General features: G+C 60.2%; 23 protein-coding genes. 13 read left to right on the top strand and 10 right to left on the bottom strand.

Translation table 11 applies throughout. The annotated features are described in order from the left end of the window. Window positions 1–173: 173 nt before the first annotated feature. Window positions 174–1,391 carry an SMP-30/gluconolactonase/LRE family protein gene (locus PHF15_RS07725; RefSeq protein ID WP_300120139.1) on the bottom strand — a complete coding sequence of 406 codons (1,218 nt, stop codon included), beginning with the start codon at window positions 1,389–1,391 and terminating at the stop codon, window positions 174–176. A 171-nt stretch (window positions 1,392–1,562) separates the two neighbouring features. Between PHF15_RS07725 and PHF15_RS07720 the strand changes: the two genes are divergently transcribed. The 5 genes from PHF15_RS07720 to PHF15_RS07700 all read left to right on the top strand — a co-directional run bounded on the left by PHF15_RS07720 (window position 1,563) and on the right by PHF15_RS07700 (window position 4,439). After that, complete coding sequence (locus PHF15_RS07720) at window positions 1,563–1,877, top strand: hypothetical protein (protein WP_300120138.1); 315 nt, start codon at window positions 1,563–1,565, stop codon at window positions 1,875–1,877. An 11-nt stretch (window positions 1,878–1,888) separates the two neighbouring features. After that, window positions 1,889–2,710, top strand: coding sequence for a c(7)-type cytochrome triheme domain-containing protein (locus tag PHF15_RS07715; protein WP_300120137.1), 822 nt, complete (start codon window positions 1,889–1,891; stop codon window positions 2,708–2,710). Window positions 2,711–2,782: 72 nt separating this feature from the next. Then, on the top strand, window positions 2,783–3,013 hold the full coding sequence (locus PHF15_RS07710) for a hypothetical protein (protein ID WP_300120136.1): 231 nt from the start codon (window positions 2,783–2,785) through the stop codon (window positions 3,011–3,013). Next, window positions 3,010–3,414 carry a type II toxin-antitoxin system VapC family toxin gene (locus PHF15_RS07705; protein WP_300120135.1) on the top strand — a complete coding sequence of 135 codons (405 nt, stop codon included), beginning with the start codon at window positions 3,010–3,012 and terminating at the stop codon, window positions 3,412–3,414. Before PHF15_RS07710 ends, PHF15_RS07705 begins: the two co-directional genes overlap by 4 nt. Before the next feature lie 248 nt (window positions 3,415–3,662). Next, window positions 3,663–4,439 carry a c(7)-type cytochrome triheme domain-containing protein gene (locus tag PHF15_RS07700; protein ID WP_300120134.1) on the top strand — a complete coding sequence of 259 codons (777 nt, stop codon included), beginning with the start codon at window positions 3,663–3,665 and terminating at the stop codon, window positions 4,437–4,439. A 2-nt stretch (window positions 4,440–4,441) separates the two neighbouring features. Here PHF15_RS07700 and PHF15_RS07695 read toward each other — a convergent pair whose 3' ends face one another. Next, entirely contained in the window at window positions 4,442–4,834 is a 393-nt protein-coding gene (locus tag PHF15_RS07695) for a glutathione S-transferase N-terminal domain-containing protein (protein ID WP_300120133.1), read from the bottom strand. A gap of 313 nt (window positions 4,835–5,147) precedes the next feature. Between PHF15_RS07695 and PHF15_RS07690 the strand changes: the two genes are divergently transcribed. The 8 genes from PHF15_RS07690 to PHF15_RS07655 all read left to right on the top strand — a co-directional run bounded on the left by PHF15_RS07690 (window position 5,148) and on the right by PHF15_RS07655 (window position 13,100). After that, complete coding sequence (locus PHF15_RS07690; protein ID WP_300120132.1) at window positions 5,148–5,432, top strand: chaperone NapD; 285 nt, start codon at window positions 5,148–5,150, stop codon at window positions 5,430–5,432. Next, the gene (gene napA / locus PHF15_RS07685; RefSeq protein ID WP_300120131.1) at window positions 5,423–7,951 is read left to right on the top strand and encodes a nitrate reductase catalytic subunit NapA; all 2,529 of its coding nucleotides are present in this window, start codon (window positions 5,423–5,425) and stop codon (window positions 7,949–7,951) included. The genes PHF15_RS07690 and napA overlap by 10 nt, the downstream gene beginning before the upstream one ends. Before the next feature lie 9 nt (window positions 7,952–7,960). Then, on the top strand, window positions 7,961–8,782 hold the full coding sequence (napG, locus tag PHF15_RS07680) for a ferredoxin-type protein NapG (RefSeq protein WP_300120130.1): 822 nt from the start codon (window positions 7,961–7,963) through the stop codon (window positions 8,780–8,782). Then, window positions 8,779–9,672: a quinol dehydrogenase ferredoxin subunit NapH gene (napH, locus tag PHF15_RS07675; RefSeq protein ID WP_300120129.1), complete on the top strand. Its 894-nt coding sequence runs from the start codon at window positions 8,779–8,781 to the stop codon at window positions 9,670–9,672. The genes napG and napH overlap by 4 nt, the downstream gene beginning before the upstream one ends. 35 nt (window positions 9,673–9,707) lie before the next feature. Continuing rightward, on the top strand, window positions 9,708–10,151 hold the full coding sequence (locus PHF15_RS07670) for a nitrate reductase cytochrome c-type subunit (RefSeq protein WP_300120128.1): 444 nt from the start codon (window positions 9,708–9,710) through the stop codon (window positions 10,149–10,151). 11 nt (window positions 10,152–10,162) lie between these two features. Continuing rightward, window positions 10,163–10,867 (top strand): Crp/Fnr family transcriptional regulator, encoded by a 705-nt coding sequence (locus PHF15_RS07665; RefSeq protein WP_300120126.1) that lies wholly within the window; start codon window positions 10,163–10,165, stop codon window positions 10,865–10,867. A gap of 104 nt (window positions 10,868–10,971) precedes the next feature. After that, window positions 10,972–12,462: a multiheme c-type cytochrome gene (locus tag PHF15_RS07660; RefSeq protein WP_300120124.1), complete on the top strand. Its 1,491-nt coding sequence runs from the start codon at window positions 10,972–10,974 to the stop codon at window positions 12,460–12,462. A 200-nt stretch (window positions 12,463–12,662) separates the two neighbouring features. Further along, the gene (locus tag PHF15_RS07655) at window positions 12,663–13,100 is read left to right on the top strand and encodes a tetratricopeptide repeat protein (RefSeq protein WP_300120122.1); all 438 of its coding nucleotides are present in this window, start codon (window positions 12,663–12,665) and stop codon (window positions 13,098–13,100) included. 9 nt (window positions 13,101–13,109) lie between these two features. On the opposite strand, the gene PHF15_RS07650 is transcribed toward PHF15_RS07655, so the two are convergent. The 8 genes from PHF15_RS07650 to mnmG form a co-directional block, all read right to left on the bottom strand. After that, on the bottom strand, window positions 13,110–15,098 hold the full coding sequence (locus PHF15_RS07650; protein WP_300120120.1) for a cytochrome b/b6 domain-containing protein: 1,989 nt from the start codon (window positions 15,096–15,098) through the stop codon (window positions 13,110–13,112). Window positions 15,099–15,273: 175 nt separating this feature from the next. Continuing rightward, complete coding sequence (locus PHF15_RS07645; RefSeq protein ID WP_300120118.1) at window positions 15,274–15,618, bottom strand: c-type cytochrome; 345 nt, start codon at window positions 15,616–15,618, stop codon at window positions 15,274–15,276. Window positions 15,619–15,678: 60 nt separating this feature from the next. Further along, window positions 15,679–16,980, bottom strand: coding sequence for a c-type cytochrome (locus PHF15_RS07640; RefSeq protein WP_300120117.1), 1,302 nt, complete (start codon window positions 16,978–16,980; stop codon window positions 15,679–15,681). 178 nt (window positions 16,981–17,158) lie between these two features. Continuing rightward, the gene (locus tag PHF15_RS07635) at window positions 17,159–18,163 is read right to left on the bottom strand and encodes a ParB/RepB/Spo0J family partition protein (RefSeq protein WP_300120115.1); all 1,005 of its coding nucleotides are present in this window, start codon (window positions 18,161–18,163) and stop codon (window positions 17,159–17,161) included. A 13-nt stretch (window positions 18,164–18,176) separates the two neighbouring features. Further along, window positions 18,177–18,716 (bottom strand): alpha/beta fold hydrolase, encoded by a 540-nt coding sequence (locus PHF15_RS07630; RefSeq protein WP_300120114.1) that lies wholly within the window; start codon window positions 18,714–18,716, stop codon window positions 18,177–18,179. A 56-nt stretch (window positions 18,717–18,772) separates the two neighbouring features. Next, window positions 18,773–19,558: a ParA family protein gene (locus PHF15_RS07625; protein WP_300120113.1), complete on the bottom strand. Its 786-nt coding sequence runs from the start codon at window positions 19,556–19,558 to the stop codon at window positions 18,773–18,775. A gap of 441 nt (window positions 19,559–19,999) precedes the next feature. Beyond that, on the bottom strand, window positions 20,000–20,674 hold the full coding sequence (rsmG, locus tag PHF15_RS07620; RefSeq protein WP_300120112.1) for a 16S rRNA (guanine(527)-N(7))-methyltransferase RsmG: 675 nt from the start codon (window positions 20,672–20,674) through the stop codon (window positions 20,000–20,002). Further along, window positions 20,674–22,815 carry a tRNA uridine-5-carboxymethylaminomethyl(34) synthesis enzyme MnmG gene (gene mnmG / locus PHF15_RS07615; RefSeq protein ID WP_300120110.1) on the bottom strand — a complete coding sequence of 714 codons (2,142 nt, stop codon included), beginning with the start codon at window positions 22,813–22,815 and terminating at the stop codon, window positions 20,674–20,676. Before mnmG ends, rsmG begins: the two co-directional genes overlap by 1 nt. Window positions 22,816–22,856 lie beyond the last annotated feature (41 nt).

Raw genomic sequence — 22,856 nt, 5'->3', positions numbered from 1 at the left:
CACTGGGGAAGAACGGCCTGGCAGCCTTTGGGGCGGGCAAATGGGGTGGCATTGGTTTCATTTTGGTAACCGGCTAACGGCTGAAAACAGGTGGATGTTACGGTTTGGTAACCTGCAAAACAAAGGGCGCTGACCTTGCAGTCAGCGCCCCCGATGAGCGGCGTTGGCGCGTTTTACTTCTTGGCCGGCTCTGCGGTTTTGGCGGCTTCAGCCGCCTTGGCGTCGTCGGCGGCCTTGATGGCGCTGTCTTCGGCGGTGGTGTTGATCAGCTGATAAACGTTGACCCGGTGGTTGAGCGAATCACCCACATAAATGCGGTTCTGCTTGTCGATGGCCAGCGACGTGGGGTTTTGCAAAAACCCCGGCAGGGCACCGCGGCCGGCAAAAAACATCAGCATCTCGCCCCTGGCATTGAAGATCTGCACGTTGCTCCAGCCGGCATCGACCACATACAGGTTGCCAAAAGTGTCCACCCCCAGGCCCTTGGGTTTGTCGAACTGGCCAGGGGAATTGCCGCGTTTGCCAAAGACCCGCAGGAACTTGCCGTCGGGGTCGAACTTTTGAATGCGCGAGTTGAGCGTGTCAGACACATACAGGTTGCCCTGGGCATCCAGCGTGATCCAGGTGGGGAACAAAAAGGAGCCTTCGACGTCGCCAATCTGCTTGCCGATCTTGCTCAGCAGCTTGCCCTGCAAGTCAAACACCTTGATGGTGTGCTCGAACGATTCGGCGCGCCCGGTGTCGGCCACATAGAGCTTGCCGCGCGCCTTGTCAACCGCCACGCCGATGGGCCGCTCGATCGACTTGTCGGTGATGAAATGCAGCTTTTTGCCGGTGCGGTCGAACACCTGCACGCCCTTGCCGGCCGCCTCCGCCACGTAAATGTTTTCATCGCCGTCCAGCGCCACGCTCATGGGGCCGCCCAGCGGGTCGCGCGGGGCGCCGATTTTGAGCGAGGTTTTTTTCTCGAAGTCAAAGACGAACACCGCCCCCTGGGCAAAGTCGGACACATAGACGCGGTGGCCGTCGTCAGACACCGCAAGGCCCATCGGCTCGACGATGCGGTTGGCGGCCGCCATCTCGCCAGCCAGAAAATTGAGCACCTTGCGGCTGGCGGTCGTGTCCTGGTTCAGGTCGCTGTCATCCACCAGAGTGCGCAGGAACTTGATGCGCGCCGTCTCGGGCGGCGCCGGCCAGACCAGAGGCGGCGCCTCCTTGATGGGCGCATCGCTGGCGCAACCGCCGAGCACGGCCGCCAGTCCGGCCACCGCCACGGCGGCCAGGGCATGAACCAGCCGGCGGGCACCCGACGGGCGCTGCGGACGCCAGGACTGCGACTGCAAAGCTTGCGTTACAGAATCAGATTCAATGAATTGAGGCATGGTGGTCATGTTGACTTCCAAAGGGTTGAAAGAGTGAAAGGGTGCATTTTATCCATGCGCGCCGGCGCCTGGCGCAACCCGCCGGGGCAAAGGCCTTGACCGCCGCCGGTTTGCCCTGCCGCCAGCCGACAGTCGTATCATTGCGTCATTACTGAATTAATCAGCCTGATTGGAAGCCCCATGAAATTGACCTCGCGCCTGCTGTGTGGCGCCGCCCTGTTTGCCGCCTTGCTGTCGGCTGCGATGGCCGACGAGGCCAAGGTGGTCAGCGCCGCCACCACCTTGAGCTTTACCTTTATCGAAGTCACCGACGCCGCCGCCGGCGAAGGCAAGACCAAATGGCTGGCCTCGGAGGTAGTTGGCCAGGTCAAGCCCGGCGACCGCATCAGCTTCAATGTGGGCTACATGATGATGGACTTTTACAGCAACGACCTGTTGCGGGGCTTCCCCACCATGTCTTTTGTCAATGAGGTCAAGGTGATTCCCGAAAAATGAGGTGATGTGCCATGAAGAAGCTGCTGGTGATTTGTTTGACCGTGTTGCTTGCCGCGGGCCTGGCCCTGGCGCAGGGTGGCGTCAAAAAGAAACGGCCGCCGCCGCAGGAATACGGCAAGGTGGTCATCAGCAACCATTCGGCCCAGGCCAGGCTGGCGCCAGTCACTTTTAACCATTGGCTGCACCGCTCCAAATACACCTGCAGGCTGTGCCACGTGGACATTGGCTTTGCCATGAAAGCCAACGAAACCGGCATCACCGCGGCTGACAATGCCGGCGGCAACTACTGCGGCACCTGCCACAACGGCAAGATGACGTTTGCTGGCGAGCGCATTTTTGCCGCCTGCCCGGCCAAGACCGCTCCTGCGGGCGTGAAAGACCCGGCCGAGGCGCAGCGCTGCAGCCGCTGCCATGCCGCAGGCCAGGAGGTGAAGCTGAAAAATGACTTTGCCGAATTCACCGGCAAATTCCCCAAACAACGCTTTGGCAACGGCATCGACTGGATCGCCACCGAGGCGGCAGGCCAGGTGACATTGATCGACCGGCTGGACGGGATTTCGAGCAAAAGCAAGCCTTTTGTGAGCCCGGCAGATGCCACCATCTCGCCGCACGCCTATGGCATGCCCGACATCATCTTTTCACACGACAAGCACGGCGTGTGGAACGGCTGCGAACTGTGCCACCCCGACCTGTTTCCGTCAGTGAAAAAAGAGGCCAAACAGGCCTATTCGATGAACGAGAATTTTGACGGCAAATACTGCGGCGCCTGCCACGGCAAGGTGGCGTTCCCGATGATCGATTGCGAGCACTGTCATTCGAAGCCGGTGATGTAGAGGGGACGTTGCCAGTGATTGGCCCAAAAAATGGGCATAATATGTATTTGCCACATACATATGGAGTCTTTTATGCCACAGCTTCACTGCTATGTTCCTGATGTCGTCGCCGAGCAATTGCAACGGCACGCAGCCCAGCTGGGTCAAAGCGTGTCGGGCTATTTGGCTGAACTGGTCAAGCGGGATGCCAATGCGGGTTGGCCAGAGGGTTTTGAAGCGGCTTTGTTTGGGCCGCAGGTGGAGCGTTCGCCCTTGTCCGTTGAGTCGGCTGGATTGGCGCAAGAGCGGATCGAATTGCAATGAAGTACCTGCTTGACAGCAATACTTGCATTCAGTTTCTCAATGACAGTCATGCCGGTGTTCGGCGGCAATTCTTCAAGCATCTTCCGTCTGATTTGGCCCTGTGCAGCGTTGTCAAGGCAGAGTTGATCTATGGTGCTTACCGTAGCGCACGTGTTGCGGCTAACCTTCAACGGCTGGAGATATTTTTTGCGCCGTTGCGCAGTTTGCCGTTTGACGATGCCTGTATGCACGCTTATGGACAGTTGCGGGCGGTGCTTGCCGCGAAGGGGGCTGCTATTGGTGCCAACGATATGTTGATCGCAGCCATCGGGCTTACCCACCGGCTGACGGTCGTGACGCATAACACGCGTGAATTCAGTCGCATTGATGGATTGAAGTTGGAGGACTGGGAAGCAGCTTGAAGGGGGCGCTTCCCTTTAATCGTTACAAATCCGTTTTTAAATCATGTGTTTGTAAGCGCGAGCTCAGGCGAAGAACTCCAAATGTACCGATCAGCGCCATGGACCATCATGACGGATGTCCGCGTTGCCTTGCAGTGCCATTGAAATCAAAGGCGGCCTGATCCCAAAGCTCTGGAACATGCCGTCAAAATTCAGTTAAGTTTGACGCGGTAGGATATAAGGGAAACTTCTCTGAATGGAGCCTTGTGATGTTTTGGCAAATGTTTTTGCAGCACGGCAAGAGGCTGTTGCTGGTCGTGTTGGTGTGTGTCTCGCTGCCCCTGCTGGCGGCCGAGTTCTGGGAGCTGCCAAAACCACCACCGCCCGACGAGTTCGGCAACCTGCTGATCAATCGCACCTCCGGCAAAAGCGCGGTGAAGCCGGCGGTTTTTTCACACTGGATTCACCGGCGCAAGTTCTCCTGCCGGATTTGCCACTCCGAGCTGGAGTTCGGCATGAAGGTCAACACCACCGAAATCACCGAAGCGGCGAACCAGAGCGGCCAGTTTTGCGGCTCCAGCGGTTGCCATGACGGCAAGGCAGCGTTTGGCCACAAGATCGACACCTGCGAAAAATGCCATAACGGCAATTTGTCGGCCGGCAAGGAGCGTTTTGCCGAACTGGCCAAACTGCCTACCGCTGGTTTTGGCAACAGGATCGACTGGGGCAAGGCGCTGAACAAGGGTCTGTCGGTGCCGGCCCGGCACCTGACCATCAAACCGGTGAACGAGATGGCTTTCAAAGACATCCTGGTGCTGGAGTCGGAGTGGACCGGCACGCCGCCCGCAGTTTTCCCACACCGGCCGCATACCTGGCTGCTGGACTGCAGCAATTGCCACCCCGACATTTTCAACATCAAGAAAAAGACCACCCAGCACTTTTCCATGACGGCCAATTTGCAGGGCGAGTTTTGCGGCGTGTGCCACACCACGGTCGCCTTTCCCATGGCCGACTGCAAAAGGTGCCACCCGGCGATGACAAATTAATCTCAAGCCGCAGCAAAGCGCCCGTTGAGATAACTGATGATGGCGCCCGACTCGAACAGCCACTGGCTCTGACCGTTGGCGTCGGTGATCTTGAGGCAGGGCACCTTGACCTCTCCGCTGCCTTTGAGCAGATCGTCCCGGTTTTGCGGGTGATGTTGCGCATCGCGGCGCTCGATGGGCAAGGAGAGGCGCCGCATTTCCTGGCGCACCTTGATGCAAAACGGGCAGGTGGTGAACTGGTACAGCACCATGCTTTGGCACTGCTGGTTGACGGCTTGCTGCACCGCTGGTGGGCGCACCACACCTTTGGGACGGGTCACAAATTCCCACAGCTGCATGAAGGGGCCGAGCACGATACGCAGGGTTCGGAAGAAGGTTCGGATGATGGTTTTCATGGGTGGCATTGTCTCAGGCATTGCCGCCGTCTGTCTTGGAGAGACCCCGGAATCAGGCCAGATACCCACACATGGGCATTGAACCTGACCCTGTCACTGCGAGCGCAGCGCGGCAGTCCATGTAGCCCGGAAGTCGTGGATTGCTTCACTTCGTTCGCAATGACGGGGATGCGTTCGCAATGACAACGACCACGTTGATTGACAAAAATCAAGCAAGCTCCGGATTTGGCTGATCAGGCCCTCAGATCTTGAACTGGTTCAATTTACTGCCCGCCCGAAAAGCCTAGACTTGCGCACAAACAAGGGAAAACCCTTGGCATTGAATCGCAAGGACTCCATGAACATTTCCAGCGCCATCGTCTATAGCCGCCCCGAGCAGGCGGCTGAGTTGCGCGCCTGGCTGGCCAGACAAGCCGGCGTTGAGGTGCATGCCGCCACCGAAGACGGCAAGCTGGTCATCAGCATCGAGGCCGATGACGACCGTAATGCCGCCGCAACCTATGAAGCCATCGAGCGAGCCGAAGGCGTGCTGTCGATGGCGCTTGTCTATCAACAAACCGAATCCAACCCAGAGCAGGAGTTATCGCCATGCAAGTAACCCGTCGTGAATTGATCAAAGCCAACGCCGTCACCGCGGCCGCCACCGTGATCGGCATCAGCGTGCCCGGCGCGCAGGCGCTGGCGCAGGCTGCGCCGGCCAGCATGGACGGCGTGCGCTGGGACAAGGGCGTCTGCCGTTTTTGTGGCACCGGTTGCGGCGTGCTGATAGGCACCAAGGACAACCGCATCGTGGCCACCCAGGGCGACCCGGATGCGCCGGTCAACAAGGGGCTCAACTGCATCAAGGGTTACTTCCTGAGCAAGATCATGTACGGCAAGGACCGCCTGACGCAGCCGCTGTTGCGCATGAAAGACGGCAAGTTCGACAAGAACGGCGAGTTTGCCCACATCAGCTGGAAGCAGGCATTCGACATCATGGAAGAAAAGTGCAAGGGTGCGCTCAAAGCCAGCGGTCCCAGGTCGGTGGGCATGTTCGGCTCGGGCCAGTGGACCATTTGGGAAGGCTATGCCGCAGCCAAGCTGTTCAAGGCGGGTTTTCGCTCCAACAACATCGACCCCAACGCGCGCCACTGCATGGCCTCGGCGGTGGCCGGCTTCATGCGCACCTTCGGCATCGATGAGCCGATGGGCTGCTACGACGACTTCGAGCACGCCGACGCCTTTGTGCTGTGGGGCAGCAACATGGCCGAGATGCACCCGATTTTGTGGAGCCGCATCACCGACCGGCGCCTGACGGCCAAGCACGTCAAGCTCAATGTGCTGTCCACGTTTAGCCACCGTTCCTGCGAGCTGGCCGACAGTGAGCTGATCTTCAAGCCGCAAAGCGACCTGGCGATTTTGAATTACCTCTGCAACTACATCATCCAGAACGGCGCGGTGAACGAGGCCTTTGTGAAAGCCAATGTGAGCTTCCGCAAGGGCGTGACCGACATCGGTTATGGCCTGCGCCCCAACCACCCGCTGGAACAAAAAGCCACGCAAAACGGTTACCCCGGTGCCGACGGCAAACCCAAGGGCAACCCGGGCGCCTCCGCGCCGATGACGTTTGACGAGTTCAAGGCGTTTGTGAGCGACTACACGCTGGACAAGGCGCACCAGATTTCCGGCGTGCCCAAGGACAAGCTCGAAGCCCTGGCCAAGACCTATGCCGACCCGAAAATCAAGGTGGTATCGACCTGGACCATGGGCTTTAACCAGCACACGCGCGGCACCTGGGTCAACAACATGATCTACAACGTGCATTTGCTGGTGGGCAAAATATCGGAGCCCGGCAATGGCCCGTTCTCGCTCACCGGCCAGCCCTCGGCCTGCGGCACGGCGCGCGAAGTGGGCACCTTTGCCCATCGCCTGCCCGCCGACATGGAGGTGACCAACCCCATACACCGTGAGATTGCCGAAAAGCTCTGGAAGCTGCCCGCCGGCACGGTGCCCGACTGGGTCGGCCTGCACGCCGTGGCGCAAAGCCGCGCGCTCAAGGACGGCAAGCTCAACTTCTACTGGACCACCACCACCAACAACATGCAGGCGGGCCCGAACATCAATGAAGAAATCTGGCCCGGCTTTCGCAACCCGGCCAACTTCATCGTGGTGTCTGACGCCTATCCCACGGTGTCGGCCATGGCGGCCGATCTGATTTTGCCCTCGGCCATGTGGAGCGAGAAAGAAGGCGCCTTTGGCAACGCCGAGCGCCGCACCCAGTTCTGGCGCCAGCAGGTGCGCGCGCCGGGCCAGGCCAAGTCGGACCTGTGGCAATACGTGGAGTTTTCCAAACGCTTCAAGGTCGAAGAGGTCTGGCCCGCCGACCTGATCGCGAAGGCGCCCGAGCTCAAGGGCAAGACGCTGTACGACGTGCTCTACGCCAACGGCCAGGTCAACAAGTTCCCGCTGGCAGAGATTCAGAAAGGCTTCGACAACGACGAGTCGAAGGAACTGGGCTACTACCTGCAAAAGGGCCTGTTCGAGGAGTACGCCGCCTTTGGCCGCGGTCATGCGCATGACCTGGCACCCTTCGAGAGTTACCACCACGCGCGCGGCCTGCGCTGGCCGGTGGTGGACCGGAAGGAAACCCTGTGGCGCTTCCGCGAGGGTTATGACCCCTATGTGAAAAAAGGCGAAGGCATTCGCTTTTACGGCAAGCCCGACGGCAAGGCCTGGATTTTTGCCCTGCCCTGGCAACCGGCTGCCGAAGCGCCCGACGCCGAGTTCGACCTGTGGTTTTCCACCGGCCGCGTGCTGGAGCACTGGCACACCGGCAGCATGACCCGGCGCGTGCCCGAGCTGTACCGCGCCATGCCCGATGCCTGGTTGTACATGAATGCGGACGATGCCAAAAAGCGCGGTCTGCAGCGCGGCGACAACATCAAGGTGAGCACCCGCCGCGGCGAGCTCACGACCAAGGTGGAAACCCGTGGTCGCAACAAAATGCCGCCCGGCATGGTGTTCATGCCGTTCTTCGACGAGCACCGCCTGGTCAACAAGCTCACGCTCGACGCCACCTGCCCGATCTCGAAAGAGACCGATTTCAAGAAGTGCGCCTGCAAGGTGGTGAAGGCTTAAAGCTGCACCATGGCTCTCTCTGCCGAACGCCGCCAGTTTCTGCTCGACACGGCCAAGATGGCCTGTGGCGTGGGCGCGATCGGCCTCGGTTTGGGGCTGGTGAGCAAACAGGCCAAAGCTCTGCCAGCGGGCGCCATCAGGCCGCCGGGCGCCGGGCTGGAGGACGACTTTCAGGGCGCCTGCATCCGCTGCGGCCTGTGCGTGCGCGACTGCCCGTATGACATCCTCAAACTGGCAACGCCGAACATGCCGGTGGCGACCGGCACGCCGTTTTTTGTGGCGCGCGCCAAACCCTGCGAGATGTGCGAAGACATCCCCTGCGTCAAGGCCTGCCCCACCGGGGCGCTGGACCACAGTCTGACCGACATCAAAAAAGCCAAGATGGGCCTGGCGGTGCTGGTGGACCATGAAACCTGCCTGAACTTTCTGGGCCTGCGCTGCGACGTGTGTTACCGCGTCTGTCCGGCTATTGACAAAGCCATCACGCTGGAACTGCAGCACAACACGCGCACCGACAAGCACGCACGCTTTTTGCCCACCGTGCATTCCGAGGCCTGCACCGGCTGCGGCAAGTGCGAGGCCTCGTGCGTGCTCGAAGTGGCCGCCATCAAGGTGTACCCGGTCAAGCTGGCCAAGGGCGAACTGGGCGCGCATTACCAATTGGGCTGGGAAGAAAAGCGCAAGGCCGGCGGCAAGTCGCTGGTGGAAAACCGCAATTTGGTGGATCTGCCCGATCGCCTGCCCGAGGGCGTGCAATTGCCCGGCCACTGGGATCCGGGCAGCGCCGCACCGGCCACGCCTGCGCCCTTGCAGGATGAGGCGCCGCGATGAGCCACGCGCAATTAAAACTGGCGCAGGAAGCCATCGAGGCCAAGGGCTGGTGGGGCGCGCACCGCTTTTTGATCTTGCGGCGCGTGTCGCAGTTGAGCATATTGTTTTTGTTCTTGATGGGGCCGTGGCTGGGCTGGTGGCTGGTCAAGGGCAACCTGAATTACAGCCTGACATTGGGCATATTGCCGCTGGCCGACCCGCTGGTGCTGCTGCAGTCGCTGCTGGCGCGCCATGTGCCCGAGCGCAACGCGCTCCTGGGTGCGCTGATCATCACCGTGTTTTACCTGCTGGTGGGCGGGCGCGCCTATTGCGCCTGGGTTTGCCCGGTCAACCTCGTTACCGATGCTGCCAGTGCGTTGCGGCGCAAACTGGACATTCGCGGTGGCGGCGACCTGCCGCGTGCCACGCGCTACTGGATTCTGGCGCTGATCCTGCTGCTGGCTGCCAGCACCGGGGGCATCGTCTGGGAACTGGTGAACCCGGTGTCGATGTTGCCGCGCGGACTGATGTTCGGCATGGGCGCGGGCTGGCTGATGATTGGCGGCATCTTTTTGTTCGACCTGTTTGTCATGAAAAACGGCTGGTGCGGCCACCTGTGCCCGGTCGGCGCGTTTTACAGCTTGTTGGGGCGATTCAGTGTTGTGCGCGTCACGGCCAACCAGCGCGCCGTCTGCAACGACTGCCTGGACTGCTTTACCGTGTGCCCCGAGCAGCAGGTCATCAGGCTGCCGCTGAAGGGCGCCAAAAAAGGGGCCAGTCCGATCATTTTGTCGGGCAATTGCACCAACTGCGGACGCTGCATCGACGTGTGCTCCAAAGATGTTTTCACCTGGACCTCCCGGTTCAAGCCCAAGCTTGACAACGGCCTCCAGGTGCTGTCAAACCCCTGATTTCATTCGATCATTTCACCCGTGGAGACCCCATCATGAAGAAGACCCTCAAAGTTTCCCTGCTGGCCATGCTGGCCGTGACGGTGGTGGCCTGCGCCAGCAGCGCGGTGCAGGTCAGCACGCTGCGCGACACCAGCGTGAGCAGCGCCGACAGCGCGCCCGACGTCAAAGCCTACGCCGGCAAGCGCCCCGGACAGTTCGCGTTGATCGAGCGCAGCTTTGCCGGCCAGCCGCCGCTGGTACCGCACAGCGTCGATGGCTACAACATCAGCCAGACTGAAAACGCCTGTTGGGATTGCCACAACAGCGACGACTTCAAGGGCAAGAAAATGCCAATGGTGTCAAAAGCCCATCTGGTTCCAGGCACGGATGCCAAGGCCGAGCCCAAGCTCGACATGCAGCACTGGCAATGCGACAGTTGCCATGTGCCACAGGTGGATGCCAAACCACTGGTGGGCAACGACTTCAAGACCAACTGACTGACCGGCGCATGAACAGCGCAGCTATCGACGTTCATCGGCTTTTTTCGGTACTGCCGCTTTTCAGCGCCTTGTCGATCCCCGAACGCGAACGCGTTGCCCAAGGCTGCCAGCTCAAGCGGCTGGCCAGCGCGGAGGTGTTGTTTCGGGCGGGCGAGCCCTGTGAGGCGTTTTACGTGGTGGTGTCGGGACAGGTCAAGCTGTACGTGGCCTCGCCCGCCGGTCAGGAGAAGGTGATCGAACTGATCGGCCCCAGCCGCAGTTTTGCCGAGGCCATGGTGTTTATGGGCAGCCCGCATGTGGTGAATGCGCAGGCGCTGACGGACACCCTGCTGGTGTGCGTGTGCAAACATGCCGTGCTGGACGAAGTGATGCGCGACCCATGCTTTGCACTGCACATGCTGGCCGGCATATCGCGCCGATTGCATGGCCTGATTCAGGACGTGGAGGGCTACGCGCTGCACAGCGGCATGCAGCGCCTCATCGGCTACCTGCTGCGCGATGTTGAAAGCATTCAAAACGACGGCACCCACCGCACCAGCCTGATCGTCAATCTGCCTGCCAGCAAGGCCACCATTGCCTCGCGCCTGTCGCTCACGCCGGAATACTTTTCACGGGTGCTGCACGAACTTGAAGCGCAGAGCCTGATCCAGATCGACAGGCGCGAAATCCGCATTCTTGACGTGCCCCGGCTGGCCAGCTTCGGATCGCGCTAGTGACCGGTGCGGCACGCACTATTTGTAACGGTTCTTAAACCATATCAAGGGCCCCATCACAGGGCGCGCCTAAAGTGAAGCATCATCAACTCAAGGAGAATGTCATGATGCAGATCGTTCGAGGCGCAGTGCATGCGGTGTGGGCCCTGGCCTGTCTGCTGACGCTGTCGCTGGCCAGCCCGGCATGGGCAGCAGATGCCGTCGCCGTCACCAAGTCGGCGGCTGATGCGGCCATCGGCAAGAAATGCCTGACCTGCCACGGCCCGGAGGACCAACCCGGCATTTACGCGGAGTGGAAAAACAGCTCGCACGCGGCCAATAACGTCGATTGTTATGACTGCCACAAGGCCAAGCCCGGCGACAAGGGGGCTTTTGAGCACAAAGGTGCGCTGATCCACGTGGTGGTCACGCCCAAAGACTGTGCCACCTGCCACCAGACCGAGGTCGCGCAACAACAACGCTCGCACCACGCCAAGGCCGGCAACATCCTGGCTTCGGTGGACAACCTGCTGGGCGAGGTGATCGGCGGCCCGGCCGCAGTGAATGCCGGATGCAAGCAGTGCCACGGCAGCACGGTCGAGCTTGACGCCAAGGGCATCCCGACACCACAAACCTGGCCCAACACCGGCATCGGCCGCAAGAATGTGGACGGCTCACTGGGCTCGTGCTCGGCCTGCCACGCACGCCACAGCTTCTCATCGGCCCAGGCGCGCACACCTGAGACCTGCGGCAAGTGCCACATGGGACCGGACCATCCGCAGATCGAGGTCTATAACGAGTCCAAGCACGGCATTCTGTACAACGCCAACGTGGACAAGATGAACCTCAAGTCCAAAAGCTGGGTGGCTGGCGTGGACTACACCGCCGCGCCCACTTGCGCCACCTGCCACATGGGCGCCACCAAGGACCAAAAGGGCACGCACGACGTGGGTGAACGCATCTCCTGGACGCTGCGACCGGCCATTTCCACCAAGCTCAACATGATTCGCCTGGCCAATGGCGACGAGTTCGACCAGCCCGACAGCGCAGCGCTGCCCAAGGTGGGCGACGCGGTCAAGGGCTCGACCGTGACCGAAGTGCTGACCTGGGAACAACGCCGCAACAAGATGAAAAACGTTTGCGCCACCTGCCACACCAGCAACACCGTGAACGGCCACTACAAGCAGTTTGACGACGTGGTGGACCTGTATAACGACAAATACGCCAAACCGATTGCTGCGGTCATGAAAGAACTTGAAACCAGGGGCTACCTGACGAGTCAGCCCATGGACGCCAAGATCAAGTGGACCTGGTTCGAGATCTGGCACCACGAGGGCCGCCGCGCCCGTCACGGTGCCTCGATGAACGGCCCGGACTACACCTGGTGGCACGGCATCTATGAGGTCAGCCAGCATACCTACTTCAAGTGGATTCCAGAGCTCAAGGAAGTCGTGCGCGCCAAAGACGGCAACGAAAAATTTGCCAATGAAATGCTCGACAAGTACTTCAAGCCGATCGCCGGCCATGACTGGTTCTTCAACGGCATGGGCAAGGAGCAGATCGAAAAAGTGCGCAAGGGCTATGAAGAGCGCTATGGCGCGGGCTCGATGAAATAAGCACGCTGCTCTCCACCTGAATACCTTGCGGGTCAGACCACTCGCGAAGCGATGTGCTCTGACCCCAACTGACTAAATACCGTCATTGCGAGCGTAGCGCGGCAATCCATGCCTGTTCAGGGCGGAGATGGATCGCCACGCTACGCTCGCGATGACGGTGTTGGTACTTTTGCATTTTCTGCTTCCCAAAGGAAACCATGATGAACGCTTCGATTCGTAAAGCCTTGCTGTTTGGCTGCTCCGCCGTGCTCAGCGCCTTCACCCTGTGGTCGGCCCAGGCAGCCATGCGGCTTGACTTGATCAAACAAGGTGACGCGCAGTGGGCGGCCGGCCAACTTGATGCGGCACAACGCACTTTTGAGCAGGCCGTGCAAGCCGAGCCACGCTCGGTCAAGGCGCACATGAAGCTGGCGGGGTTGCAGCTGAGCCGCCAGGAGTTTGCGGCCTGCATTGCGACCTACCAGCGCAGCATCGGGCTCGACGCCAACAACGACAAGGCCTGGCTGGGCCTGGGATTTGCCTATCTGCACACCGGACAAAACGGGCTCTCACTGGCCGCCTTCAATGAGGCGATTCGGATCGAGCCAGGCCATCAGGACAAGCTGGCGTCGATCCTGGTCAAGCTGGCCACGCTCTGATCAAGCCCCTTAGCTCGTAAAGAAGCCGATCCCGACCAAGGTCAGCAGCGTCAGGCCGATCACGATCAAAGTGAAGCCCAGCACGGTCGAACCCTTCACCATCGCGGAGGACGGGGCATCGACCAGGTGTTGCTCCAACTCGCCAGACTCCATCAGTCGCTTGTATTGCAGTGGATGCTCGTGCATCAGCTCGTCGAGCGTGAAGGTGCCGGTGAACATCACCCGGTCGAGCGGGAACTTGTCGGGCCGGAAGTGGTTGTTGAAGAAATGCACCGTGAACAGGAAGACCACCGCCAGGAAGGCTTCCTCGCTGTGGAAAATGGCCGCCACGTTGAAGACCCAGCCAGGCAGAAATTTGGCCGCAATGTGCGGGAACCACATCAGGATGCCGCTGACACCGATGATGGTGACACCCCAGAACGGTGCCCAGTAGTCAAATTTTTCCCAATAGGTCCAGCGGTCGAACACCGGCCGCGGTGCTTTGCCAAAGAACCACTTGAACATGGCGATGATGTCCTTGAGATCCTGCGGGCCTGGCACCATGGAGTTGGGGCCGAAGATCTTGAAGTTCTTCCAGTCGCGCCCGATTCTGATGCCCATGTAGAACAGGTGCCAGAAAAATACGCCGGCAAAGACGACTGCGGCCACGCGGTGAACCAGCCCCGCCGTATGCGGACCGTTGAGCAGGCTGATCAACGGTTGCGCCCAAGGCGACTCCGGATAAAACAGCGGGATGCCGGTCAGCGTCAGGGTCATCAGACTCAAGGCGAACAGCAGGTGGGCGATGCGCCATGTGCGGCTAAAGCGCTGGAAGTGCTTGCCCTGGAACTTGGCTGGAAACTCTGGCAGTCCCTCAAGTTTGACGTGGGGCTGCGACTTGCGCTGCTGGCGCTCCTTGAATTCGCGGTAGAACCACAGCAGCGTGTGCAGCCAGAAGAAACCGAAGGTGCCCAGCAACAGCTGGATCATGATCTTGTTGGCCACCCAGATTTGCGGGTAGGTGGAAAAGTCGGTGCTGGTGCCATGCGGACTGAAGCTGACAAAGCCGGTGGTCGCCAGCGGGATGTCTTTCCTGCCACTGTGACACTCCTGGCAGGATTCAAGCCGGTTGTCCAAATGCATCTTGGATGCCGGATTGGAGGAAGGCTCGATGTCGTGGCTGCTGTGGCAATCGAAGCACTTGGCTGTGTGGGCATAGCCCAGCGTGGTGATTTGTCCGTGGTAGGTGGCCCGGTAAGAGGCATAGTTTTCCTCGTGGCAGCTGCCGCAGTTGGCGGTGATCGCCAGCTTGACCAGGCTGGACGATGTTTTCTTGACGTTGTGCGACGTGTGGCAATCGGCACAATCGGCGGCCTTGGGGTTGTGTTTTTGCTTGATTTCGCGGCCATGCACCGACCCGGCCCAGGTCTCCAGCTGATCTTCATGGCATTTTCCGCACAGGTCCGAGATGCCGAGGTGCCACTCGGTGCGTTCAACGGTGCCGCGCGGCGGCACATTGAAGCTGTGAACGTTATGGCAATCGTTGCAGGATGCGTTGGGCTTGCTGGGGTCATCGCCACTGGGCTTTGCATGGTGCGAGGTCTTGTAGGTTTCGATGCTGGCGCCCACGGCGCGCATCCAGCGTCGCTCGCCGGCGACCTTGACCTGGGCTGCTTCATCGTTGAGTTTCTGGTGGCACTGCACACAATCAGGCCGTTTCTCGCCGAGGGTTTTCTTGTGGTTGGCGCTACTGTCGTTGATTTCCAGGTGGCAGTTGACACACTCCATGCCGGAATGCACGCTCTTAGCGAATGCCGTGGGCTCGACCGTGTACAAGGCACGCTTTTCACCGTCTGCGTCCGGCACTTCGAGCTTGCCACTTTTGCCATCGTGGCAGGAAAGGCAGGTCTTGTTGCCAAGCCCCGATGCATCGTCGGCAGCGATGGCACCGCCCGAGAGGCTGGCGGCGATACAAAACGCCGCGGCCATGAACCAAACTGTCAGCTTGCTGCCACTCATGATTTACGTTCTCCGAACCCGGTTAGATGATCGGGGCGCGTGCGTCTTGCTCCAGCACAAGCACGTAGCCTGGCTGGCGTTTCCTGCGTTCCGATGAAAGTGAGCGGGCTACTTGGCTAAGCGCCCGGCTCTGCTGCCGATCACCAGGAACTGGCGCCGGCGGCATTGGACTGGATTACTGAGACAAAATCCATTGGGCCAGGTTTTTGAGCTCGGCCTGATCCTTGGATTTGATGATTTTGTGCTCTTCTTCGGTGCCGTCGTCGTTCTTGATTTTGGGACCGGTGGTGATGTTCTTGATGATATTTGCCTCACCCTCCGCCTTGCCCTTGTATTTGGCGGCAATCTTCTTCAGGGCAGGGCCCGTCTTGTCTTTATCGACGGCATGGCATTTCTCGCACTTGTTGCTCTTCATCAGCGCTTGAGCCTGGGCTGCATCGATGGCAGCATGAGCTGGGCTCATGCCAGCCAGAGCGAACAACAGGGTTCCAGCTGCCCAAAGGGGGGTCTTGATTTTCATGCACTACTCCTTGGTTAAAAAAACTCTTTCAATTTCTTCTGCCCGGCCACAGGACGTGGTCTAGCGTTTGGCTTGAAATGTCTGCATGTGCGCAAGGACGTCGTTGATCACTTTGGAGTCGATTTCGCGCAAGGCAGGCATGGTGTCGTCGGGGTGGCCGTTGAGCATGTTGTGCACGCTGTGCCACGGATCTTCCTTGGTCACGCGGCCCATGGCGCGTTTGGCAACATAGCGGCCCTCCAGACCATGGCAGGCCGCGCACATGGTGCGGTAGTGCGCCGAGCCCTTTGCCGCGTCGCCGCGCGCCAGTCCGGTTTTCTGATCGACCACTTTGTCCATGTCAATTTGGCCATAACTGACAAAGTTGGCCAGATCAAGCAGGTCGCGGTATTTCATGACGGCACCAAACATGTGGACGCTGCTGCGCAAAATTGCCATGACTTTTTCCGGGTCAGCACCCGCCATGGCGCGAATCCCCTTGATCCCGGTCGCATGGTTGCCAGTGGCATAGACGCCCTGATTACCCTTGTAATCCCAGCCATGGCATTCCTTGCAGCGCCAGGTTTCAGCCGGCACGTTGGCGTAATAGGCCTTCGCGGGGTAAGACGGATGCGGCAAGGCCTGGCGCTGGCCACCCGCCTGAGCCTGCCAGTCGTCGTAAAGTCGGCCGCCATTGGCAATGGAGCTCGCCAGGTTGACACTGCGCAGGGTCTGCAGATAAGCCAGCATGTTGGCCACAGTTTCATCGCCCAGAGTCCTGAGTGCTGGCATGTTGCCACCTGGATGCCCGTTGAGGGCCACGTGCAAAACCTCTATCGGACGTTGCCGTGCCGTGTCTCCCAGCGGGGGTATCTGACGCAGCCGGTCGCCTTCCAGACCATGGCAGTTGGCGCAAACCGTGGCAAATACCTTGTCTGATGAGCCTTGGCCCGGCTTGACCTTTGCTGCCATATCCACCAGCTTGCGCATGTCTGCCTGGCCAGCGCTGACAAAGTTGGCCAGGTCAAGGCGGTCACCTTCGTCCAGAAGGTCGTCATAGTTGTGGTTAGCATTTTTCAGGATCGCCAGAATGGCGGCGGGAGCGGCATTCTGCTTGCCGCTGATGCCGACGAAGCCGTGTTTACCCTTGTAGTCCCAGCCATGGCATTCCGAGCAGTTCCAGGTGTCCGCCATGGCAACGCGGACCTGCTGGGTTTTGAACGCGGGGTTGGGTTGATTGGGTGTGCGCGCCTTTAACTCCAGGCTCAGGTTGTCATAGAGGCGACCTCCACGGACCACCGATGCGGGGTCAGCGGCACTTGCCAAAGATGTCGTGAAAGTTGCCAACAAGGCCACCACCGTGGCAAACATCGTTTTTTTCATCGTCCTGTTCCTTCCAATATATTTCAGCGCACCACAAAAAATATTTCATGGTTGCATTCATTTTTACTGAAAAATTGGACTTCCGGACTTGACGTTGTCGGCATTTGTTGATCATCATCAAACAATGCGCCGGTTTTCAGAAAATCCGGCTTGCCCTGGGCCAGGGCAGCGCGGGCTGTCAGCGCTGCGGTTTGCCGCGCAGCTTGTCGATCAGGCCGTTGAGCTCGTCGAGCGAGCCGAACTGGATGGCGAGCTCGCCCATTTCTTCGAGTCGCCCAGCGCGCTTGACGCGCTTTTTGACACGCACGTCAACCTGCGCCATCAGCAGGTCAGACAGCTCTTCCTCGACCCGCTTCAGATCGCGCGACTTGTCTTTTTTGGGTTTGACCGCCACCAGTGAAAATTCGGCGCTGATCTTTTTGACCAGGCTCTCGGCCTCGCGCACCGACATTTTTTTGGCGGCGATCTGGTTGGCTGCGGTGATCTGGGTGGCCTTGTCCAGAGCCAGCAGGGCTCGGGCGTGACCCATGTCGATATCACCCGCCATCAGCATGGTTTGCACCGGCTCGGCCAGGTTCAGCAGGCGCAGCAGGTTGCTGGTGGCACTGCGAGAACGACCCACGGCCTGCGCAGCGGTCTCGTGCGTGAGGCCAAATTCCTTGATCAGGCGCTGCACGCCCTGCGCTTCCTCGAGGGGATTGAGGTCTTCGCGCTGGATGTTCTCGATGAGCGCCATGGCCGCGGCCGCCTCGTTGGGCACCTCGCGCACCAGCACCGGCACGCTGTCCAGGCCGGCGAGCTTGGCGGCCCGGAAGCGCCGCTCGCCGGCAATGATTTCATACAGCGGGCGCACCACGCCGCCGCCACTGGTGCCGCCGGTGAAGTCCGGCGGCTGCTGGCTGCGTTTGAGTTCGGCATCGGCATCGCTCAGGCGGCGCACCAGAATCGGCTGCATGATGCCCTGCGCCTTGATGGATTCGGCCAGCTCATAGAGCGCGCCCTCGTCCATGCGGGTGCGCGGCTGGTACTGGCCAGGCACCATGTCGGTGAGCATCAAGGTGGATGGCAGGCCGCTGTTGGTCAGCAGGGCATGGCCGCCCTCAGGGGTGAGCGACTCATCGACCGTGGGGCCTAACAGGGCTTCCAGACCGCGGCCCAGGCCTTTGAGTTTTTTTGTGACCATGACAATCTCCCGGTTAAGTATGTATGAGTTCGTTCAGCAAAACCTGGCCCTGCGGCCAGTCGCCCAGACCGGAATCGGCGTTGATATGGCCGAGCGCGCCGGCATCGACCAGACCGGAGCCCCAGGCCTGGGCAAAGGTTTGCGCCCGCTCGAAGCTGCAATAGGGGTCGTCCCGGCTGGCCACAAGCGTGTTTTTGAATGGCAAGGGCTGCAACGGGATCGGCAACCAACTGGCAAGCACCGGCCGCAGCGCCTCTTGCGCCACATCACCGGGGGCCACCAGCAGCGCGGCTTTGACGCGGTGCGTGTTGCGGCTATGCGCCGCCCAAGCCGCCACCAGCATGCAGCCAAGGCTGTGCGCCACCAGCACTGCGGGCGCGTCAAGGGACAACACAACGTCTTCCAGACGCGCAATCCAGTCACCGCGCAGCGGTCGCAGCCAGTCGTGCTGCTCCACCCGCTGGCAGCCAGGCTGGGCTTGCCACAGGCTTTGCCAGTGCTGCGGGCCGGAGCCTTGCCAACCCGGCAGGATGAGGACGTTGTTGGCCTTCATTACTATGAATTTAATAGCTTCTTGGGCAGCATGGAATTGGCTTTGGGCCAGCCCGGTTACATTTTTTCAATGCGTTCTACCATCTCCTGCGCAAAGGCCACAAAGGCCTGTGCACCCTTGCTCGACGGATCGAACACCACCCCTGGCACACCATAGCTTGGGGCCTCGGCCAGGCGCACATTGCGCGGAATCACGGTGTTGAACACCTTGTCGGCAAAACGCGCCTTGAGCTGTTCGCTCACCTGCTGCTGCAAGGTGATGCGCGGGTCGAACATGACGCGCAGCAAGCCGATGATGGCCAGCTCCTTGTTGAGGTTGGCGTGCACCTGCTTGATGGTGTTGACCAAATCCGCCAAGCCTTCTAGGGCAAAGTACTCGCACTGCATCGGCACGATCACGCCGTGGGCACAACACAGGCCGTTGAGCGTGAGCATCGAAAGGCTGGGCGGGCAGTCGATCAGAATAAAGTCGTAGTCTTGCGCCACGGCGCTCAAGGCTTGGCGCAGGCGCTTTTCACGGCGCTCCAGTTCAACCATCTCCACCTCGGCCCCGGCCAGCTCGCGGTTGGCACCCAGAATGTCATAACTGCAACCCGCGTCAAGCAGCTTGCTGCTTTGCACCCGCGCTTCCCCCACCGAGGCGGACTCCAGCAAGACGTCGTACACCGAGAGCTCAAGTTTGCGCTTGTCCACGCCCGACCCCATGGTGGCATTGCCTTGCGGGTCCAGGTCAACCATCAGCACCCGCTGCCCCACCTTGGCCAGGCCCGCAGCCAGATTGACCGTGGTGGTGGTCTTGCCCACGCCACCTTTTTGATTGGCAATACAAAAGATTTTGGCCATGCGATGCTTACCGGGTAGAAAAGTTGAAGGCGTGTTTCACGTGAAACATGGACGCTAGTGTAATTGGGCTTGAATCAAAATAATGAAATCCATCTGCGCGCAAATTCCGGTTCGTGGCAGGATTCATTCAGTAATATGCTTGCGCTTGTGACGGACCAAGTGAGTTTGGACAGACGGCCTCAGACGCGCTTCGCTTTGCGACATCGGCCCCCTGCCCAAACCCACTTGGTCTGGCCGATAGTGATGGTTGGGGCGCCTCCTGAATCCGGCCGTCAAACTCAACAAGGCAGAGCGCGTGCAGCAGTGGGTTGGGTATTGGGGCCCGCCGATGTCGCAAAGCGAAGCGCGTCTGAGGCGGGCCCCAATACCCTGCCCTCTGCCATCAAGGAACGCACAGACTGCTCTTGAAACGCCAGGCTGCATCCATCATTACCCCGGCTGTTATTTCGGCTTCATCCAGATCAGGCAGCGCTCCGCATTTAGCCCAGGGACGGCAACTTGTTCCACGTGAAACACATCAATATCTGGCGACAAAAGTGCCAGTTCATCCACGGGATACTTGCCTTTCATGGCCAACCACACGCCTTCTTCAGCCAAGGCTTGCCTTGACCAATTGGTGAAATCGGCCAGCGAAGCAAAGGCCCGCGAGCAGATCACCTTGTATTTCTCAGACAGATTCTCAACCCGGGCGTGAACGCCGCGCAGGTTCGGCAGCTTCAGCGTGACGGCCGCCTGTTGAATAAATGCCGCTTTTTTAGCGACCGCATCAACGCAATCCACCTGAATGTCAGGGCAACAAATGGCAACCACAACGCCGGGCAGGCCGGCACCAGAACCGACATCGAGCAAACGCAGCGCGTCGGGGTTGGCAACATCTTTAGCCGCCGTTTTTGTCATCTGCGCCAGTTGCCGGCACAGCGGCCCGATCACCGCCAGACTGTCGAGCAGATGGTGCGTCAGCATGTCGCCGGGGTCGCGCACCGCCGTCAGGTTATAGACCTTGTTCCACTTCTGGATCAGGCCCTGGTAGGCCAGCAAACTGGCAACCTGCGCATCGCTCAAGTCAAGCTCAAGCGCCGTCAGACCCGCCCTTAGATTAGCCTCGATGGCTTGCATCAGGCTGCTGCGCTTTCAGACGGGTTTCTGGCAAAACCCGCGAACCTGGTCTTTTTCAAGTGGATCGTCAGCAAGGAGATGCTCGCCGGCGTGATGCCCGAGATGCGCGAAGCCTGCCCCAGCGTTTCAGGCTTGAGGCGGTTGAGCTTTTGCCGAGCCTCGATGCTCAGCGCCGACACCTGCATGTAGTCCAGGTCTTGCGGCAGCTTGAGGTTCTCATAGTGGGCGGCGCGCACCACCTCGTCTTTCTGGCGGTCGATGTAGCCCGAGTATTTCGCCATAATTTCCACCTGCTCGATGACGGTCGCCGCCAATTCGGGACTCATGAGTTGCCGCGCTTCAGCCTGTCCTGTGCCAGTCGAGGCGCTCGCAGTGACGGCACTACCGTTATCACCAGAAGGTAAGTCGTGGTGGTCCATGGGACCGGAAATGCCCGATGTTTCACGTGAAACATCGGGCATAAACTCCGGCGCCGTATATTTGCCGCCGACCAGCGACATCAGCCCGGAGTAGCTCACACCTGGGCGGCGCAGCAGCTCAGCCAGGTTGTATTCGTGCTCAATGGCTTTGCCCAGCACGCGTTCAGACTCGGCAAAGTCCAGGTTTTTGGGGCTGACCCAGATCAAACGCAGGCGCTCTGTTTCACGTGAAACAGCGTCCCGCTTCTGGTTGAAGGCCTGCCAGCGGGCATCATCGACCAAGCCGAGTTGGCGTCCCACCTCGGTCAAACGGGCGTCGGCATTGTCTTCGCGCAGCTGCAGCCGGAACTCGGCGCGACTGGTGAACATGCGGTAAGGCTCGGTGACACCCTGGGTGATCAGGTCATCGACCAGCACGCCAAGATAGGCCTCATCACGCCCCGGCAACCAGTTGTCGCCAGCAAATGAAATGGCACCCGCCGCACTGGCCTGCGCATTGCCGCCACCCATGGCGCGCGCCTGCAGCGCGGCGTTGATGCCGGCAAACAAGCCTTGCGCCGCCGCTTCTTCGTAGCCCGTGGTGCCGTTGATTTGCCCGGCAAAAAACAGGCCGCCGATGGCCCTGGTCTCAAAACTGCTCTTGAGCTGGGTCGGATCGAAGTAGTCGTATTCAATGGCGTAGCCAGGCCGCAAAATATGCGCGTTTTCCAGCCCCGGCATGGAACGCACCATCGCGTACTGGATGTCGAACGGCAGGCTGGTGCTGATGCCGTTGGGGTAAAACTCGTGGGTCGTCAGGCCTTCGGGCTCCAGAAAAATCTGGTGGCTGTCCTTGTCGGCAAAGCGGTTGATCTTGTCTTCGACGCTGGGGCAATAGCGCGGTCCGACGCCTTCGATCCTGCCGGTGAACATGGGGCTGCGGTCAAAGCCGCTGCGGATGATGTCGTGGGTAAGCGCGTTGGTGTGCGTGATCCAGCACGACATCTGCTGCGGGTGCTGCCCGGGCCGTCCCATGAAGCTGAACACCGGCATCTGCGGGCTCATGCCACCGGGCATGCCGTCGCCAGGCTGCTCGGTGCACTGGCTGAAATCAATCGTGCGGCCATCCAGGCGCGGTGGCGTGCCGGTTTTCAGGCGGCCCTGCGGCAACTTGAGTTCTTTCAAACGTGCGCTCAAGCTTACCGCGGGCGGGTCGCCGGCACGTCCGGCGGCAAAGTTGTTGAGCCCGACATGGATCTTGCCATCCAGAAAGGTGCCGGCCGTGAGCACCACGGTGCTCGACCTGAAGCGAATGCCCACCTGCGTCACCGCCCCGACCACCCGGTCGCCTTCCACCATCAGGTCGTCCACCGCCTGCTGGAACAGCCACAGGTTGGGCTGGTTTTCCAGACGTTGGCGAATGGCGGCCTTGTACAGAATGCGGTCGGCCTGGGCCCGGGTGGCGCGCACCGCAGGCCCCTTGCTGGAGTTGAGAATGCGGAACTGAATGCCGGCTTCGTCGGTGGCTGAGGCCATGGCACCGCCAAGTGCATCGACTTCCTTCACCAGATGCCCCTTGCCAATGCCGCCGATCGACGGGTTGCAGCTCATCTGCCCCAGTGTCTCGATGTTGTGGCTCAGCAGCAGCGTTTTGCAGCCCATGCGGGCCGCGGCCAGCGCAGCCTCGGTCCCGGCGTGGCCGCCGCCGACGACGATGACATCGAAATGTTGTGGATAGAGCATGGTGGTCAATCGGAATGGCGGCAAATCAGGCAGTCTGCCGG

This window comes from Rhodoferax sp. (assembly GCF_028689295.1).
In the GTDB taxonomy this organism is placed as follows: Bacteria; Pseudomonadota; Gammaproteobacteria; order Burkholderiales; family Burkholderiaceae_C; genus Rhodoferax.
The sequence above is the reverse complement of the archived record's forward strand: the minus strand, read 5'-3'. Positions and strand labels throughout refer to the sequence as shown.

What these genes read in the sequence shown, in the direction of transcription:
- PHF15_RS07710 (WP_300120136.1), top strand. Translation starts at nt 2,783, where the DNA reads ATGCCACAGCTTCACTGCTATGTTCCTGATGTCGTCGCCGAGCAATTG.
- PHF15_RS07660 (WP_300120124.1), top strand. Translation starts at nt 10,972, where the DNA reads ATGATGCAGATCGTTCGAGGCGCAGTGCATGCGGTGTGGGCCCTGGCC.
- PHF15_RS07650 (WP_300120120.1), bottom strand. Translation starts at nt 15,098, where the DNA reads ATGAGTGGCAGCAAGCTGACAGTTTGGTTCATGGCCGCGGCGTTTTGT.
- PHF15_RS07640 (WP_300120117.1), bottom strand. Translation starts at nt 16,980, where the DNA reads ATGAAAAAAACGATGTTTGCCACGGTGGTGGCCTTGTTGGCAACTTTC.
- napG (WP_300120130.1), top strand. Translation starts at nt 7,961, where the DNA reads ATGGCTCTCTCTGCCGAACGCCGCCAGTTTCTGCTCGACACGGCCAAG.
- napH (WP_300120129.1), top strand. Translation starts at nt 8,779, where the DNA reads ATGAGCCACGCGCAATTAAAACTGGCGCAGGAAGCCATCGAGGCCAAG.
- PHF15_RS07625 (WP_300120113.1), bottom strand. Translation starts at nt 19,558, where the DNA reads ATGGCCAAAATCTTTTGTATTGCCAATCAAAAAGGTGGCGTGGGCAAG.
- PHF15_RS07720 (WP_300120138.1), top strand. Translation starts at nt 1,563, where the DNA reads ATGAAATTGACCTCGCGCCTGCTGTGTGGCGCCGCCCTGTTTGCCGCC.
- PHF15_RS07655 (WP_300120122.1), top strand. Translation starts at nt 12,663, where the DNA reads ATGAACGCTTCGATTCGTAAAGCCTTGCTGTTTGGCTGCTCCGCCGTG.
- PHF15_RS07715 (WP_300120137.1), top strand. Translation starts at nt 1,889, where the DNA reads ATGAAGAAGCTGCTGGTGATTTGTTTGACCGTGTTGCTTGCCGCGGGC.
- PHF15_RS07635 (WP_300120115.1), bottom strand. Translation starts at nt 18,163, where the DNA reads ATGGTCACAAAAAAACTCAAAGGCCTGGGCCGCGGTCTGGAAGCCCTG.
- mnmG (WP_300120110.1), bottom strand. Translation starts at nt 22,815, where the DNA reads ATGCTCTATCCACAACATTTCGATGTCATCGTCGTCGGCGGCGGCCAC.
- PHF15_RS07695 (WP_300120133.1), bottom strand. Translation starts at nt 4,834, where the DNA reads ATGAAAACCATCATCCGAACCTTCTTCCGAACCCTGCGTATCGTGCTC.
- PHF15_RS07725 (WP_300120139.1), bottom strand. Translation starts at nt 1,391, where the DNA reads ATGACCACCATGCCTCAATTCATTGAATCTGATTCTGTAACGCAAGCT.
- PHF15_RS07665 (WP_300120126.1), top strand. Translation starts at nt 10,163, where the DNA reads ATGAACAGCGCAGCTATCGACGTTCATCGGCTTTTTTCGGTACTGCCG.
- napA (WP_300120131.1), top strand. Translation starts at nt 5,423, where the DNA reads ATGCAAGTAACCCGTCGTGAATTGATCAAAGCCAACGCCGTCACCGCG.
- PHF15_RS07630 (WP_300120114.1), bottom strand. Translation starts at nt 18,716, where the DNA reads ATGAAGGCCAACAACGTCCTCATCCTGCCGGGTTGGCAAGGCTCCGGC.
- PHF15_RS07700 (WP_300120134.1), top strand. Translation starts at nt 3,663, where the DNA reads ATGTTTTGGCAAATGTTTTTGCAGCACGGCAAGAGGCTGTTGCTGGTC.
- rsmG (WP_300120112.1), bottom strand. Translation starts at nt 20,674, where the DNA reads ATGCAAGCCATCGAGGCTAATCTAAGGGCGGGTCTGACGGCGCTTGAG.
- PHF15_RS07705 (WP_300120135.1), top strand. Translation starts at nt 3,010, where the DNA reads ATGAAGTACCTGCTTGACAGCAATACTTGCATTCAGTTTCTCAATGAC.
- PHF15_RS07645 (WP_300120118.1), bottom strand. Translation starts at nt 15,618, where the DNA reads ATGAAAATCAAGACCCCCCTTTGGGCAGCTGGAACCCTGTTGTTCGCT.
- PHF15_RS07670 (WP_300120128.1), top strand. Translation starts at nt 9,708, where the DNA reads ATGAAGAAGACCCTCAAAGTTTCCCTGCTGGCCATGCTGGCCGTGACG.